11 protein-coding genes and 1 pseudogene are annotated in these 16,470 nt (G+C 41.5%); 2 read left to right on the forward strand and 10 right to left on the reverse strand.

Going from position 1 to position 16,470, the window contains the following annotated elements; translation table 11 throughout:
• Positions 1 to 96 precede the first annotated feature (96 nt).
• From WKT11_RS00390 to WKT11_RS00425, 8 genes are all read right to left on the reverse strand, one after another.
• Positions 97 to 1,377: an adenylosuccinate synthase gene (locus WKT11_RS00390; protein WP_117675074.1), complete on the reverse strand. Its 1,281-nt coding sequence runs from the start codon at positions 1,375 to 1,377 to the stop codon at positions 97 to 99.
• Positions 1,378 to 1,475: 98 nt separating this feature from the next.
• The gene (purB, locus tag WKT11_RS00395) at positions 1,476 to 2,909 is read right to left on the reverse strand and encodes an adenylosuccinate lyase (RefSeq protein WP_117675076.1); all 1,434 of its coding nucleotides are present in this window, start codon (positions 2,907 to 2,909) and stop codon (positions 1,476 to 1,478) included.
• 128 nt (positions 2,910 to 3,037) lie between these two features.
• On the reverse strand, positions 3,038 to 3,724 hold the full coding sequence (locus tag WKT11_RS00400) for an amino acid ABC transporter ATP-binding protein (RefSeq protein WP_117675078.1): 687 nt from the start codon (positions 3,722 to 3,724) through the stop codon (positions 3,038 to 3,040).
• 244 nt (positions 3,725 to 3,968) lie between these two features.
• The gene (locus WKT11_RS00405; protein WP_117675080.1) at positions 3,969 to 4,619 is read right to left on the reverse strand and encodes an amino acid ABC transporter permease; all 651 of its coding nucleotides are present in this window, start codon (positions 4,617 to 4,619) and stop codon (positions 3,969 to 3,971) included.
• A 178-nt stretch (positions 4,620 to 4,797) separates the two neighbouring features.
• Complete coding sequence (locus WKT11_RS00410) at positions 4,798 to 5,688, reverse strand: amino acid ABC transporter substrate-binding protein (protein WP_117675082.1); 891 nt, start codon at positions 5,686 to 5,688, stop codon at positions 4,798 to 4,800.
• A gap of 338 nt (positions 5,689 to 6,026) precedes the next feature.
• Positions 6,027 to 6,821, reverse strand: a complete 795-nt coding sequence (locus WKT11_RS00415) for a Snf7 family protein (RefSeq protein WP_117675084.1) — start codon at positions 6,819 to 6,821, stop codon at positions 6,027 to 6,029.
• Positions 6,822 to 6,834: 13 nt separating this feature from the next.
• Positions 6,835 to 8,082 carry a DUF5716 family protein gene (locus tag WKT11_RS00420; protein WP_117675086.1) on the reverse strand — a complete coding sequence of 416 codons (1,248 nt, stop codon included), beginning with the start codon at positions 8,080 to 8,082 and terminating at the stop codon, positions 6,835 to 6,837.
• Entirely contained in the window at positions 8,066 to 11,653 is a 3,588-nt protein-coding gene (locus tag WKT11_RS00425) for a DUF5717 family protein (protein WP_242986738.1), read from the reverse strand. Before WKT11_RS00425 ends, WKT11_RS00420 begins: the two co-directional genes overlap by 17 nt.
• A gap of 389 nt (positions 11,654 to 12,042) precedes the next feature.
• Between WKT11_RS00425 and WKT11_RS00430 the strand changes: the two genes are divergently transcribed.
• Positions 12,043 to 12,849 carry a transglutaminase domain-containing protein gene (locus tag WKT11_RS00430; RefSeq protein ID WP_119242218.1) on the forward strand — a complete coding sequence of 269 codons (807 nt, stop codon included), beginning with the start codon at positions 12,043 to 12,045 and terminating at the stop codon, positions 12,847 to 12,849.
• Positions 12,850 to 12,906: 57 nt separating this feature from the next.
• On the opposite strand, the gene WKT11_RS00435 is transcribed toward WKT11_RS00430, so the two are convergent.
• Together WKT11_RS00435 and WKT11_RS00440 are read right to left on the reverse strand one after the other, a co-directional pair.
• Positions 12,907 to 14,052, reverse strand: a complete 1,146-nt coding sequence (locus tag WKT11_RS00435) for a glycerate kinase family protein (RefSeq protein ID WP_340281613.1) — start codon at positions 14,050 to 14,052, stop codon at positions 12,907 to 12,909.
• A gap of 696 nt (positions 14,053 to 14,748) precedes the next feature.
• Positions 14,749 to 15,798, reverse strand: coding sequence for an NAD(P)H-dependent flavin oxidoreductase (locus WKT11_RS00440; RefSeq protein WP_340281616.1), 1,050 nt, complete (start codon positions 15,796 to 15,798; stop codon positions 14,749 to 14,751).
• 311 nt (positions 15,799 to 16,109) lie between these two features.
• On the opposite strand from WKT11_RS00440, the pseudogene WKT11_RS00445 reads away from it, so the two are divergent.
• Positions 16,110 to 16,448, forward strand: a pseudogene (locus WKT11_RS00445) (biotin synthase BioB); the annotation flags it as partial.
• Between the last annotated feature and the right edge of the window lie 22 nt (positions 16,449 to 16,470).

Genomic DNA, 16,470 nt, shown 5'->3' on the forward strand with positions numbered 1-16,470 from the left:
CTCCTGATTTATCTCAAACAAATACTGGCAATCCTCTTTGCCACATATCTCTGTATAAAATACACGCCGGAGAAACTCCCCGGCGTATAGTCATTTTTATTTATTTCTGTAAATAATATCGTCACGTCCCGGACCATTAGAAATCATTGTAATCGGGAATCCGATATGTTCCTCTACGAACTCAACATATTTTCTGCAGTTCTCCGGGAGATCTTCATATTTCTTGATTCCACGGATATCGCATTTCCATCCCGGAAGAGTTTCCAGAACCGGTTTTGCTTTCTCAAGCAGTGTAGTAGTCGGGAAATCTGTAGTTACTTTACCGTCGATCTCATATCCTGTGCATACCGGAATCTCATCAAGGTATCCAAGAACATCCAGAACTGTGAAAGCAACATCTGTTGTTCCCTGAAGACGGCAGCCGTATTTAGAAGCAACACAGTCAAACCATCCCATACGTCTCGGACGACCTGTAGTAGCGCCGAATTCACCGCCGTCACCACCGCGTCTTCTCAGTTCATCTGCTTCTTCACCAAAGATCTCAGAAACGAATGCACCTGCTCCTACTGCACTTGAGTATGCTTTACATACAGTAACGATCTGTTTGATCTCGTATGGTGGAAGACCAGCTCCTACTGCACCGTATCCTGCCAGGGTGGAGGAAGAAGTAACCATCGGATAAATTCCGTGATCCGGGTCTTTCAGAGAACCAAGCTGTCCCTCAAGAAGCACTTCCTTACCTTCTTTTAATGCGTTCCACAGATACAGGGAAACATCACATACATATGGCTCAACCATTTTCTTATATTCCATCAGTTCTGCAAACAGTTCATCCACCTTAAGGAGTGGTTTGTGATATAAATGCTCAAGAAGAATATTCTTTGTTTCGCATACACTTGTAAGTTTTTCTTTCAGATGTTCTTCATCAAAAAGTTCGCTTACCTGGAAACCGATTTTTGCATATTTGTCAGAATAGAAAGGAGCAATACCGGATTTAGTAGATCCGAAAGATTTACCACCCAGACGCTCTTCTTCATACTGGTCAAAAAGGATATGATATGGCATAACCATCTGCGCTCTCTCGGAGATAAGAATCTTCGGAGCCGGAACACCTCTGCTTACTACTTCATTGTACTCTTTAAAAAATACCGGAATATTCAGTGCAACACCGTTTCCGATCACGCTTGTAGTGTGATTGTAGAATACACCTGATGGCAGAGTATGAAGAGCAAATTTACCATAGTTATTTACGATTGTATGGCCTGCGTTTGCACCACCCTGAAATCTTACGATAATATCAGCTTTTTCAGCGAGCATATCGGTAATCTTACCTTTACCTTCGTCTCCCCAGTTAGCACCAACAACTGCTTTTACCATTATATATTTTCCTCCTGTTTTTTGCATAACAGCACCGGGGTCATAAAGATCCCGGCACAGCAACATTTTATCTTTTTTATTACGATCGTGTCTATATATCAGACATTAATCTCAGCTTTAACTCCCAGAAGTTCTTTATGGGAATCCAGAATCGGCTGAACTACTTCATTCACAAATCTCTCAGTCTGCTCTTTGGCACGTCCGATGTATTTCTTAGGATCCATGGACTTCTGAAGATCTTCCAGAGAAAGGTTGAATGCAGGATCTGCCGCGATCAGTTCGAGCAGATTGTTATCCTTACCCTCTACTTTTACAGTCTTACCTGCTTCCATAGAAAGCTCACGGATACGCTCATGAAGTTCCTGACGGTCACCACCTGCTTTTACAGCGTCCATCATGATATTCTCCGTAGCCATAAACGGAAGCTCAGCCATCATGTGTTTCTCGATAACCTTCGGATAAACAACCAGTCCGTCTACAACATTCAGACAGAGATCCAGAATTCCGTCGATTGCAAGGAATCCTTCCGGAATGCTCAGGCGCTTGTTTGCAGAGTCATCCAGAGTTCTCTCAAACCACTGAGTAGCGGATGTGATAGCCGGATTAAGGGCATCTACCATCACATAACGTGAAAGGGACGCAATACGCTCACTTCTCATCGGATTTCTCTTATAAGCCATTGCAGAAGATCCGATCTGGGATTTTTCAAATGGTTCTTCTACTTCTTTCAGATGCTGGAGAAGACGGATATCATTTGACATCTTGTGCGCACTTGCTGCGATTCCTGCAAGAATATTAGCCACACGAGTGTCTACCTTACGGGAATATGTCTGTCCGGATACCGGATAGCATTCCTTGAATCCCATCTTCTTCGCGATCATCGGATCAATCTTATCGATAGTCTCCTGATCTCCGTCAAAGAGTTCCAGGAAACTTGCCTGTGTTCCGGTTGTTCCCTTAGATCCGAGAAGTTTCATTGTTCCAAGAACATACTCCAGATCCTCCAGGTCAAGAAGAAATTCCTGTGTCCAGAGTGTTGCACGTTTACCAACTGTTGTCGGCTGTGCAGGCTGGAAATGTGTGAAAGCCAGAGTCGGCTGTTCTTTATATTTATCAGCGAAAGCAGAAAGTTCAGCAATAACATTGACCAGTTTCTTGCGAACAAGCTTTAATGCCTCTGTCATTACAATAATATCTGTATTATCACCTACATAACAGGAGGTTGCTCCCAGATGGATGATTCCTTTTGCCTTAGGGCACTGTACACCGTATGCATATACGTGAGACATAACATCATGACGTACCTGACGTTCTCGTTCTTTGGCAACGTCATAGTTGATATCCTCTGCATGTGCTTTCAGTTCATCGATCTGCTCCTGTGTAATGTTAAGACCAAGCTCTTTCTCTGTCTCGGCAAGTGCGATCCAGAGTTTTCTCCATGTGCGGAATTTCATATCCGGAGAAAAAATATACTGCATTTCTTTGCTGGCATAACGTTCTGATAAAGGACTTACATATCTGTCTGTACTCATCTTCACTCTCCTGTTTCTTAATAGGATTTTTATCCTTTTTATTTCGCTTCAATACACAGCTTTAAGTTTTTTCACTGCGTACGTTGAAATTATATAACATCATTCTTCTAAAAGCAACCACAAAAAACTCATCCCTGATGGAATTTGCCAAGAAATTCTTTCATTCGGGCATGTTCTGACGCAAATACCTCCTGCGAACTTCCTTCAACAGCGATCAGTCCTTTATCCATGAAAATAATATGATCGGAAATATCTCTCGCAAATGTCATCTCATGGGTAACGATTACCATAGTAATGTGCTCTGCTGCCAGATCCTTGATAACTTTAAGAATCTCTCCTGTAAGCTCCGGATCAAGCGCCGATGTAGGCTCATCAAAAAACAGAATCTTTGGATTCATGCATAATGCACGCGCAATGGAAACTCGCTGCTGCTGTCCACCGGAAAGCTGGAATGGATATGCATTTTCTCTGTCGGCAAGTCCCATCTGTTTCAGCAGCACTCTTGCCTGCGCATATACTTCTTCTTTCTTTCTCTTCTGCACTCTGATCGGCGCATCTGTAATATTTTTTAATACGGAAAAGTGTGGAAAAAGATTGAAATTCTGGAATACCAGTCCCACATCTCCCTGCTTGACGATCTCACCACTATCCGGTGTTTCGAGTCCTGTTGCACAGCGAAGAAGTGTAGATTTACCGGAACCTGACGGACCGATAATACTTAATACTTCTCCCTCTTCTACCTGAAGCGAAATATCCTTTAACACTTCAAGACTTCCAAAACTCTTTTTTATGTGTTTCATTTCAAATAATACCATGTCAAGTATTCCTCTCAAATATGATACTTCATTACTGTTCACTCGTAACTGTTCACACGCTACTATCCCGCGAGGTGTTTTGGCATGAAAATGCCAAAATTCCGAGACATACAAGCCAAAATTCCATTGCCGCAGGCAATTTGGAATGAATTTTGGCTACGTTACTGAGAACGGAGTGAACAGTAACGTTCACTCCGCGCCCGGTGATTCAGAAAGGTTTCCTATGAACAGGTAAGCTTTCTGATCAGCGATAATAGTTTAACTTCTTCTCAATCTTATCCATCACGATTGCAACCAGAAGATTAAAGATAAAATAGAAAACTGCCGCGATCACAAATGGCATCATCGTTGTCTGCGCACTTGCGATCTGCTTTGCAATCGTAAACATTTCGGCGACCGCCACAACGAAAGCTAAGGACGTATCCTTTACCAATGTGATAACCTCATTTGTCACAGACGGAAGAATTCTCTTTATCACCTGCGGCAGAATAATTCTGAAGAAAGTCTGTACCTTACTGTATCCAAGAATCTTCGCAGCCTCATACTGTCCTGCCGAGATAGATTCGATTCCACCTCTGTAGATTTCTGCAAAATATGCAGCATAGTTAATACTAAACGCGATAAATACAGCGATCAGGCTGTATCCCATAGAAATACGGATTCCAAAAATAAAATACGGTCCGAAATATACAACCATCAACTGCAGCATTAACGGCGTTCCTCTCATAACAGATATGTAGGCAGACACGATTCCACGAATCACCGGATTCTTAGCCATTCTGCCAAAGCAGATCAGAAGTCCCAGTGGAAGTGAAAAAATCAATGTCACTACAAAGATCTCCACAGAAACTACCATACCACTGGCAAGCTGCTGCAGCATTACACTTAAAGACATATCTTTTCCTCCTAAGAAATTTCTCCTGTACAGTAAGAAAAGAGGGTGCACAAAATGTACCCTCCATTCCTTTTATAATACAGACAGCTCTGTACAAGTCTGTCCTCTTGTATCTTTATCAGCTACCATTCACTCCGTAAACAATCACCTTTATCATTCACTTCATGAACAATATTTTTTATTCCGCATCTTCTGCTGTATCTTCTTCAGAAGTCTCAGCCTCAGAAGTATCTTCCTCTGCTGCATCATCTTTCTTGTCTGCGGATTCTTCATCATCACTTCCAATACAAAGCATATCTGCAACTTCGTATTTCTCTGCCAGTTTGTCAACTTCGCCAGCGTCATAAAGTTTAAGAACTTCAGCCCATACAGTGTCTTTCAGTTCATCATTGCCTTTCTTGAAGCCGATTCCGTACTGCTCGCTCTGGATTGGCTCATCAAGGATTACGTATTTACCTTCTTCTCTCTGAGAAAGCTGATATTTGGCAACACCGATGTCAACTGCAATCGCATCTGCCGCACCGGAATCCAGATTCATAAATGCTGTATTATAATCAGGGTTCTCTGTCAGTGATCCAAAGCTTGCTGTCAGATCTTTATTATCATCGCTGTTTAAAGCATCCAGTGCTGCGGAAGCTGCCTGAACAACAACATTCTTGCCTGCCAGATCGTCTAATTTCTCAATCTTAGAATCAGCAGCTACAACCATAACCTGCTCATTATTCAGATATGGATCAGACCATGTATAATCATCTTCACGTCCATTGATTGTGAATCCATTCCAGATACAGTCGATAGAACCAGAATTCAGCTCCATATCCTTAGAATCCCAGTTGATTGGTTTCTTTACAAGTTCCCATCCGAGATTGTCACATACTTCCTGTGCAAGATCGAGGTCGAAACCAACATAATCTCCATTATTGTCTTTATATCCGAAAGGAGGATACTCTGCGTCAAATCCTACAGTTAATGTCTTGCTGTCAGCATCTGCATATACAGAAACAACACCTGTCATCATAGAAGCTGCCATAACTCCTGCCATGAGTACTGCTAAAGATCTCTTTTTCATGATAAATATCTCCTCTTCATCTGTTTTGTTATTTACCACACAGCCACTCTACCATGTGAAAGTATGTTTTAATCCTAACACACCCATCCACTCCTGTCAAGCGCAAGTTACTGGGTTACTGTTCACTGTGTTCTCAGTAACACGCTTCGCGATGCACAGAATTTATGCTATTCGCATAAATTCGCGCGGTATGTCTCGGGTTTTCTGTGACCTTCGCTCACAAAAAACACCTCGCGGGATACTACCTGTGAACAGTAACGTTACTGGCACTTTTCATTATCTCACCTTACATCATTATTGTACAAAGGATGATTCTCAGTCATTGAAAGCACTGCCTGTCACGATCCCGTACTTCTGTGATATTCTTTCATAAGTTTCTCCAGAAGTGCATCCAGATTCTCTTCATCTATCTTCTTCTCGGGTACACTTGCAAACGTCTTCATAGACTCCTGGATTTCCTCTTTGATATCTTTCTTTACTTTATCATCCACGCCAAGTTCTTCCATGACTTTATCATAGTCTGTCTTATCGTGAATGCTGGCATACGTTGTCACATACGCCTTCAGCGCTTCTGCCGACTGGCTCTCTTTATATGCCTGCAAAAAACATTCCTGTGCCTTCTCCATCTGGAAAAGGTAGCTGTACGCACAGCCAAGGTTATATCTCACTGCAACCGCAAAATCTTTTCTCTGCTGATTCAGGTCATCTCTTTCCAGAATCTTCTGGTACACCTGGATTGCATTTACATACATTCCATTCTCTACCAGAGCATCTCCTTTTCTCTTCTGCCGGACTGCCTGGCGTTCTTTTCCAAAATCTGCAAGACAGATGTTAAAACTCTTCATCTCTTCGTATGTCAGATAATTGATTTCTTTGAAAATCGGATAAACCATATCTTCTATACTTACATTTCTCTCCAGATTCTGTTTCAGCTTCGCTGCCAGATGTGGAAGTTCCAGTTCGTCCCGGATCCAGCTGCATAATTCTTCATTAAATATCGTATGGTCAGCCAGGTAAAGATTATGATAAAGATAATAGCACAGTTCCTCTATAGAATAGATATTCATACTGATGTTCTCTATATAATAAGGACGTTCTGCTTTTTTTGTCTGGCATAAAATATATCCGCTCATTCGTCCATCTCCTTTACCATTCCACTGTCTCTGTCCAGGTCTTACCGCTGGAAGGGAACAATTCTCCAAATCCCAGATCGGTTACTGTCACTTTACATTCTGTTGCTGAAATATACTGTAATTCCAGTAAAAGTCTGGTCGTTTTATTCGGGCGCAGAGGAATACCAGGCAGCATCATACCTACCTTTCTCTTCTCCGGTCTGTCATAAGTGCTTACCGTAAACACCAGTTCCTCTGTATCATCAAGAATAATTTCGCAGGATGATTTACTGTCATACCAGTTATTCCCGGCCTCGATCATCGGATAATATGTCGGAGATCCCATTACTCTCATTTCCATTCCGACATCGGCCATCACAAGGTTATCACTTAAGAAACGATAACCTTTCAATGCCTTATTCTCCGTTCTCTCTTTGCCGGCAGAGCACGCTCCTTTTGCAAAAAGATTATTTCCATAGAAAACTTTTCGCTTCTGATAACATAACAGTCTGACAGACTGTTCTGCCCAGTCCTGGGAAAATCCCTCTCCTGTGATCTGAATACTGGAGAACAAATCTTTTCCAAGTGTTTTCTGGACGAATTTACAGAATTCAGAATCTCTTTCCTGTCCGTCAGCAGGAAGTGTTGTTTCCACAGCCTCTTCCAGCTTTACAGTCACCGGTTTTGTCGCACCATTCATCGTCATCTTACGGAAAGATACGCTGTCCGGTTTAAATGCATACCAGGCAACACTGCGGTTCCATGTTTCTCTTTTCTGGGATAACACATAGTAATAGAAACTTTCCCCGTAATCCAGAAGCATATATTTCTCATGTGGAAATCCCAGCGATTCAAATGCCTTCTGGAAATTCTCTACCTGAATCTCTGTCAGATGTGGCAGTGTCACTGCCACACATTTTATATTCTTGACCAGATCTGCTACTCCAAGAAACTTAAGCATTCCCTGCAAGAACTGTGCAAGAATTTCCCATGGTGCAAGCTTTCTTCCTTCTGACAATACGAAATCCTTTTTCTCGCAGATTCCATAGACATCATCAATCATGATTCCGCCCTTTTCGCGGGCAAAGTATTCAGCCTCCAAACCCACACAGTAATCCTTCTGTTCAGGTCTGTAACATACACAGCTTGGGGCTTCATACTGATTTCCGCCAGCCTTCATGGAAAGAGATCTTGCCTCATCTCCCTTGCGGTCATAATAACATATCTGAGAATATTCTTTACCAAAATCAATTCCAACGATTAAATCACGAATTTCGTTCATCTGTTCCTCCTGGTTTCAGGGTTATCTGTTCCTGTTCTTCTTTTTCGATCACGAACATATTCTGTACGTACTGTTCCTGGCGAAGATAATTCTTTACCTGAGAAAGCACTTCCTTACTCTTATCCAGTCTTCGTGCAGAAAGCATCTGGTTAATCATATGATACTTGCTCACAGGAGCACCCTCAACCTTACTCATAGTGATCACGCGTTCCTGTGTTTCATTTACCTGATCTCCCACTTCTGATCTGAAATAATATCTCAGAGTTTCGCCATAAAACAAAGTGAACGCCTTCGCAAAAATACCTTCATACAGATTGCGGAGCGGCTCTGTCTGGTATTTCACCTGATTTCCAAGCCCTGCATCAAGTGCATAATATAAGGTTACTTTTGCAGATGGGTTTGCATGATACTCCACAAAAGTCTTGTCATCCAGCTGATATGGACTGAGAATAGATACCGGAAGTTTCTTAAAGAACGCAAAGCACATATCTTTTTTTATACATTCCTGCAGGATTTCTCTGGCATTTTCCAGCTGTTTTTCTTTCAGGTTCTTCTCCTTTGAATATGCCTCCAACAGTGCAAGACTGCATACAAAATCAACCGGACTCTTTTGTTCATATGCATTCTCCAGTTGACTTCTCACGAAAATACTCATTGGATATTCTCTTACAAATGTTCCAAATGCCACCTGTGTAAGATATGCCCCTGCTATGTTTTCTTTTCCGCTGTGATGTACGTAATCTTCAAAGACTTTCTCTCCTTCTTTACGGTAATCAGCTGTAAACATCAGTAACTGAAGGAGTTTTTCCTCAAGCTCATACGTATCCATCTCGAAGCCCTGTGCACTTTTCCAGACAGATATCAGCTCATCTATCGGACCATATCTGTAATCCATCAAATATCTCAGAATCACTTCGTCATATTTTCCATGTCTGTAAACATCAGATGCAAGTGCAATCAGTTCATCATCCTCTTTCATCTCACATCGTGTCAGCATTCTGCTGATAAGCTTCAACTGACTTTCTACGCGGATTCCCTCGTATCCAAATTTAGAAACAACCACCATTGCCTGCTGATACAGTCCCTTTGCGATCAGCACTTCCAGAAGCCCTGTTCTGTCCACCTGGGCATATTTTTCGTAATCCATTTCTCTCAGATACTCATCCGTCACATCATCTTTGATATGTTCTGAATAGTAAGAAAGTAGTTTCTCTCTGACAGCTCTCTGGTATTCGTCTGAGAATTCCTCTGTATCCGGAATCCTCTGGAATGCTTTCAGATTATCCTGACTGGCTTCGGTATTCTCACTGCAATGAAGCACCAGTCCCGGTTCTTCTATATCAAAGGCAAGAACCTTATCTATCAATTCCCGTTCATCAAACAGTTTCTTGATATTATAATCTACTGTTGAAGCATATCGTCTCTGGTTTGCGTCTTGAAACAGGATCACAGCATCATCCGTATAAATTCTCGGATATGCCACACCCTGCATACATGGATAGATTTCTTCTGTCCGAAGCTGCTCATGACGTACGATCACATATCGTATTTTCTTGTCATCACAGTAAAGTCTGTTCGTAAACATCTTTCCGGCAATCAGAGAGGCCTGTCCCTCTGTTTTTGGATTACTTAAAAATTCCTGATAAAGAACCGCATAGTTCTCATTCATCTTTCCTTCTTTTGCCTTACGCATGGCAAAGACCTTCATGTGATCGCTGTAATCCGCATATGTCTGTGGCTGACGTCCTCTGTTACCCACGATACTTGCATAAATAAATGCTTTTTTATCATCACCAAGTGATGTGTTATTATATGTGAAATACATCAAAAGAGGTTTCGGAAGTTCTCTTTGATAGGAAGTGTCCATAGTCTCCACATAATACTCATATAATCTCGTCAGACGGATTCCCTTCTCCACTGCCAGTGAAAACCATCTGAAATACTCTTGTTTTCTTGGGTTTCCAAGCATGATATATCTGCAGATAGCTTCCAGGGTATCATCTGATTCAAAAGCATCATAACCCATCGCCAGTGCTCTGTACATACTTGTGTTAAACTCTCTCTCATATCCTGTAAGATAGGCAAATCTCATCACAAGTTCTTCCGTCAGAAGACCTTTCTCTCCTGCAAACAAGAACACCTGTGTCCAGAAACTGCTCATTCTGTGGAGAAGTGAAGTATCACTGCTGATGTAATTCCATGCTTCCAGATACAGGAAAGGACTTCTGCATCCCTTCTCAAAAAGTTCTTCCATCATAAATACAAGTCTTGATGAAGAACCTTTCTCTTCAACAGTTACTTCCTGCCAGAGTTTAAAGAGCAGGAAACTATCCTCTTTCTGTAAAAAGAAGCTGCGCAGACGTCTTGCCGCCTGTTCTCTGTCTTTATGCAATCCGGTAAGAACGCAAAGGTAGAGATATACTCCTGCCAGTTCCAGATTCTCCCTGGAAAAATTCTGATGTTTAAATTTCTTAAGGATTTCCTTTGCCTGTTCTTCCTCTCCTTCCATATGAAGAATATATGCTTCATACATCTGGTATTCCGGATAATCACAGCCCTCTTCCTTCAGCTGATTAAGTACAAATCTGCTACTGCCGATCCAGGTCTTACCATCCATTCTCTTACAGGAATATTCCAACAGATCCCGCATCAGTTCCAGCTTGTGGCGTTTGACATGAATCTCTGTCTTAAGCTGCACCTGCGGCTCCATTGATGCGGTAATCTGATAGACCAGCTGCTGATAAGGACTCTTTACAATGATCTCACCAAACTGGCATCCTTTTTTGAGCTTCTCTTTGTGTATCACATATTCTACCTGATAGTAGCTGCCTATGAAATCTTCATCTGTAACCACATGTCTGGTAACTTCCAGAAAATCTCCCTTTGCCTCAACGTCCAGTCTGAGATGTCCCCATCCGTTCTTTCTTACAGCAAATGATTCACGTACAGATTCATTAATATCATAAAAGCTGTTATGGTCTGCCTTTAATTCAATTTTTACAGCTTCCTTCCTGCCCGTCGCAACAAGAAATTCCTCTACATTCTGAAATGTCACAGGCTGTTTGGAAAGTCCTTTATAAAGGGCTTTCTCCTTCCTGCCGGCATCTTTTAAAAGAAGTTCAAATTTATGATCTGTAAAAATACGGTATGCTTCTTTAAAATCGTCTTTCGCAATATTGACAAACGTATCCACATCCGGAACTTCGCCGGCTATGCTCTTAAGTTCTGTTTTCTCTGTCTGGATTGCAAATGGAAGCTTATATTCTCCAATATTTGTAGTAAAGCAAATCCATCCTTCATGTTTCTCACCAGGACGCATTCCCATACCGTCTATCCCATACTGCAGTCTCACAGTCGTCCCCGAAAACTTCTCTGTTCCAGGTACAACACGCCTGTTGGAAGAAGTAATATATCCTCTGATCTTTTCGTTATCCTCTGTTCCGAAATACAGTTCTCCTTTATACACTTCTCCCGCTTTCAGCGTTACTTCTATCTTATCCTGTGAAAAAAGAAGCTGTGGCTGCTCATGTCTGAATTTTCCGCTTAATAGTTCTTCTATCGTCTTTTTCAAAATTGTCCACCTTATATCCTTGCTTAAATTACTAAGCTGCTGTTCGCTTTATGACCAATACATAGTTATTTTGAAAATGATGTACCAGTAACGTCACAAAGCCTATTGCGTTTAATTATACACCACAAACTGTATCCGCGCAACAGCCCTCACCTTGGGATTTTCGTGAATAATTTTTATTCGTTACCGGATACACAGCAAATAGCAGCCGTTATTTTATTTATTATTGCACGAAGCCAAATTGTCTTATATAATAGTTTATATCTTATAATTGAGACAGGTAATTCTTCTGAAATAATCTGTTTTATCAGAAACAAGCGCGTCAAAAACCTGTTTCATACAGGCGGGCGAAATGGTCTGCTTAATCACTCAGACAACGGAGGTATCTTGTGAAAAAGCTAAAAGTATTTTCAATCTCTGCAATTTTTATTGCTATCTGCTGCTCCCTTTTCTTTTCAGCTTCAGTTTTTGCAGCATCGAAATACCGCGACAAGTTCAACCGCAAGCCCAGTGGAAATATCTACTATTATGATGAAAACGGACATACTGTAAAGGGATTCGTTACAATCCGCGGAAAGAAATACTACTTTAATGAAAAAGGAATCCAGCAGAATGGCTGGCAGAAAATAAAAGGCAACTATTATTTCTTCCAGATTCGCAGCGGAAGTGCTGCTTCCATGGTAACTTCCCAGCGTGTTAATGGCATTTATCTTACAAAAAGTGGAAAGGCCCGCTATAACAGTGAAGAAAAACGAAAACTAAATCTCATGGTTACCGCCAATCAGGTAATGCATCATGTGACAAAGAAAAATATGTCCAAACCGGAAAAATTGTGGAGATGCTATCTGAAGGCAGTCAGCTACGGATACGGCGGAACCGGCAACGACTATGATTTCCGCTATTATTATTCAAACTGGGATGTCAGCTATGCAGAGGATATGTTCTATCGAGGACATGGCGACTGCTTTGCTTTCGCATCCGCATTCGCTTACCTTGCAAATGCTGTTGGATTCGAAGCCAAAGTTATTTCCTCCGGCGGACATGGATGGGCAGAAATAAAAGGCGCAGTCTGTGATCCAAACTGGGCCAAGGGCACCGGAAATATTGAAAGATATTATCGAATGAGCTATGATCTAAGCGGTGTGGACGGACGCCCTTATTATAAAGGAAACAGAGCTTACGTAATTACAATCTAAGCATCAAAAAAAGTTTCGGACAAACCTGTCGCCCAGGTTCTCCGAAACTTTTTTACTTTACTTCCTCCCCATGTTCATCAGACGAAATACCTGTTCCACAGTATCTGTCATATTAGCTTTTGCATTTTCAGGTTTCATGGCTTCTTCTAATGTTACCACCCCTCTAAGAATCGGGAAGAAGGCATCGATTCCGTTCTGATTACATGCAACTGCTTCTTTTGTAACGCTTCCTGCGAAAGCAATGACAGGAATATCATGTTTTTTTGCAAGACGCGCTACTCCGACAGGGGCTTTTCCCATCGCTGTCTGTCCGTCTAATCTGCCTTCTCCTGTAATTACAATATCTGCATTTTCCATATATTTTTCCAGACAGGTTTCTTCTAACACAATCTTAATTCCCGACTCCAGAACCGCATTTGTAAAACTTAAGAATGCAAAACCGAGTCCTCCTGCTGCACCTGTTCCCGCCTGATTTACATTGGCTTTTGTAAATTTCTTTTCAACCAGTTTGGCATAGTGTTTCAGCCAGTTATCCATCTGCATGATCATAGACGGAGTTGCACCTTTCTGTGGTCCATACACAGCACTGCAGCCATTCTCTCCGCAAAGAATATTGGTGACATCACAGGCAACCCGGAACTCACATTCTGCCAATTCAGGAAGTACATATTCATCTGTAATCTCTTCCAATACTTCAAGACCCCTCGCCCCAAAGGGAACCTGTTTTCCTTCTTTATTAAGAAATCCATATCCTAGCGCCTGAAGCATTCCAACTCCACCATCATTGGTTGCACTGCCGCCAATTCCTACGATAAAGCGTCTGCATCCTTTGGCAATCGCATCTTTGATCACTTCACCAACTCCATAAGTCGTCGTGTAAAGCGGATTTCTTTTTTCATCCGGAACAAGGGTGATTCCCGCTGCGCCTGACATTTCAATTACTGCTGTATGACTGCTTTCAATGATTCCATACTCACAATTTACCGGAATTCCAAGAGGTCCTGTTACCATTACATTCTGTGTAACTCCACTCATACCGCTTACCAATGCCTCGACAGTTCCCTCTCCTCCGTCTGCCAGAGGTCTTACTACGATTTCCGCATCCTGTCCATGAACTCTGCGGATTCCGTCAGCAATGGCATAGCCAGCTTCCATGGAGCTTAAGCTTCCTTTTAAAGAATCGATTGCAATTACCGCTTTCATACTTCATCTTCTCCTTTTGTATTCCTTTGGTAATATCTTACAACCAAGACCAGACAGATTCCAAATTACTGTCTCACCAATCTTACGGTTTCCTATGATTCCTACTGTCATGTCATGGAGTTCTTTTTAACCTATTAATACCTTTTTCCCCTGAAAAGCAAAACCGTAGCACCGTATTCTCTCCTGTTTTATTCCTCTTGCCTCCAGTTCACTAATATAATATTTATCCTGTATTTGTTTTTTTGCCGCTTTTACAGTGTCTTCCAATGTAGGTTCTCCAGCTTCGCATACTTTAAATTCCAGTTTTATCTACAAGAAAACAGTTATTTTCTCTGATGTATGCAAAATCCTGCGCTCCCAGAGATACCGTCTGTCTCAAAGTGATTACCTCCATCTGAAAATCATGTATCAGGCAGACTTCTCGTCTATCCGTTACTCATTTTATTTAGTTTAACATGAAGCAACAGGCAAAACAAGTTATTGTCAGTCTTTATAAATAAAATTACAAATGGGTAATTGCCGGACTCGTAAACACAGAGTCAATCGGATATTCGCAATCCACTTTCGCTACTTGCTCATAACCGAATAACTGCTCCGCAGTTTATCAGGAGGAGCTTGCACTCCTCCTGATACAAGCAAGTCCCACCCACTGCTTATTGCTTCTCGCAATTGAAGCAGGGGACTTACTTGATTCGGTTAAAACAACTCACTAATCACTTCCTGCACTGTCTCCAGCCGGTCTGCTTTCCATGCTTTCGCACCGCAGAACAACAATCCATCATCCACATTTCCTTTTACTGCATTGATCAGGCCATCTGTAATGCAATATGGAATTTCTTTTGGGCTGCATTTTACCAGGCATCCATGACATGGGCTGTGTGATATCTGTTCACCTCTCATCACACGTTTCATAAATTTGTTCATAATTGCACGTCCAGGCATTCCTACAGGGCTTTTTACAATGGCAATATCTTCTTTTCTGGCATTTAAGTGCGCTTCTTTGTACCGGATATCTGCATCACATTCTTCTGTTGTTATAAAACGGGTAGCTACCTGGACTCCATCCACTCCCAACGCAGCTACTTTCTGCACGTCTTCTTTATCGCAGATTCCACCAGCTACAATTACGGGAACTTCTGTCTGATATTTCTCCGCATAGGATTCTACTGTTGCAATTATTTTCTTTATCTCTTCGCTGTAAGATTCTTCTGTATATTTTTCCAGTTCATCTTTATGAAAACCAAGATGGCCGCCTGCCTGCGGTCCTTCGATAACTACCAGATCTGCTGTTCTTTTATATTTTCTGTCCCAATATTTCAGGATTACTTTTGCAGATTTATCTGTGGAAACAATAGGAGCAATCTTTGTCAAACTGCCCTTGACCAGTTCCGGAAGCTCTGTAGGAAGCCCTGCACCGGATATGATGATATCTGCGCCTGCCTTTACAGCTGCTTTTACGTGGGATGAATATTCTTTCAATGCGACCATAATGTTATATCCTATGATTCCATCCGGTGAAATTGCACGGGCTTTTTTCATCTCACCGCCGATTGCCCTCTCATTAGCTGCTGCCGGATTTTTATCAAAATCTGCTTCTCTGTAACCGATCTGCGCCGTAGATATAACACCAACACCGCCTTCTTTCGCAACAGATCCGGCAAGTCTTCCCAGGCTGATGCCAACTCCCATTCCACCCTGAATCAGTGGAATTCTTGTGATTTTATCTCCTATTTTAAAATTCTTCATCTGTTTTCTCCTGTTCTTGTTTTGATATTTTGTTTGCCTTTAAAATATTTTGATATTCAAAGTATATCATAAATTCCATTCTTGTCAAGAAAAACTATTTAATATAGTTTTTAATACTATATATGTGTATTTCCGAATGATCTTACATCATACTTCTCATATTATCAAATAAATCATAAAATGTAGAATTACTGCTCACTCCGTACCCAGTGCGGATCGTAAACTTTTTTTTATATTTAGTTGACATTTTGTACTTTTATATGTTAAAGTGATATTTGTGCACAAAAATCGCAAAAGGACATCACTATTATGATATGCTTCTTGAATTACGCGAAATCCAGCCAGAAGCACTGCCAATTAACTTTCTTCTTCCAATTAAAGGAACCCCGCTTGGAGATGCCGATATTTCCATTCTGACAACAGAATATTGTATGAAAGTCCTCTGTCTTGCAAGGCTTCTCGTCCCGAAAGCAGATATCCGCTGTGCTGCCGGAAGGGAAGTTTATTTTAAGGATGAAGAAAAGAAATTACTCAGTGTCGTTGATTCCATCTTTGCTTCAGGCTATCTGGCTGAAAAAGGTCAGGGAATTGAAGATACCCTGAAAACTATCACTGATGCAGGATTTACTTATGAGATTGAATCAGCATAATTTTTATACATTTCACCAGCTG

This window comes from Blautia sp. HCN-1074 (genome assembly GCF_037890165.1).
GTDB lineage: Bacteria > Bacillota > Clostridia > Lachnospirales > Lachnospiraceae > Blautia_A.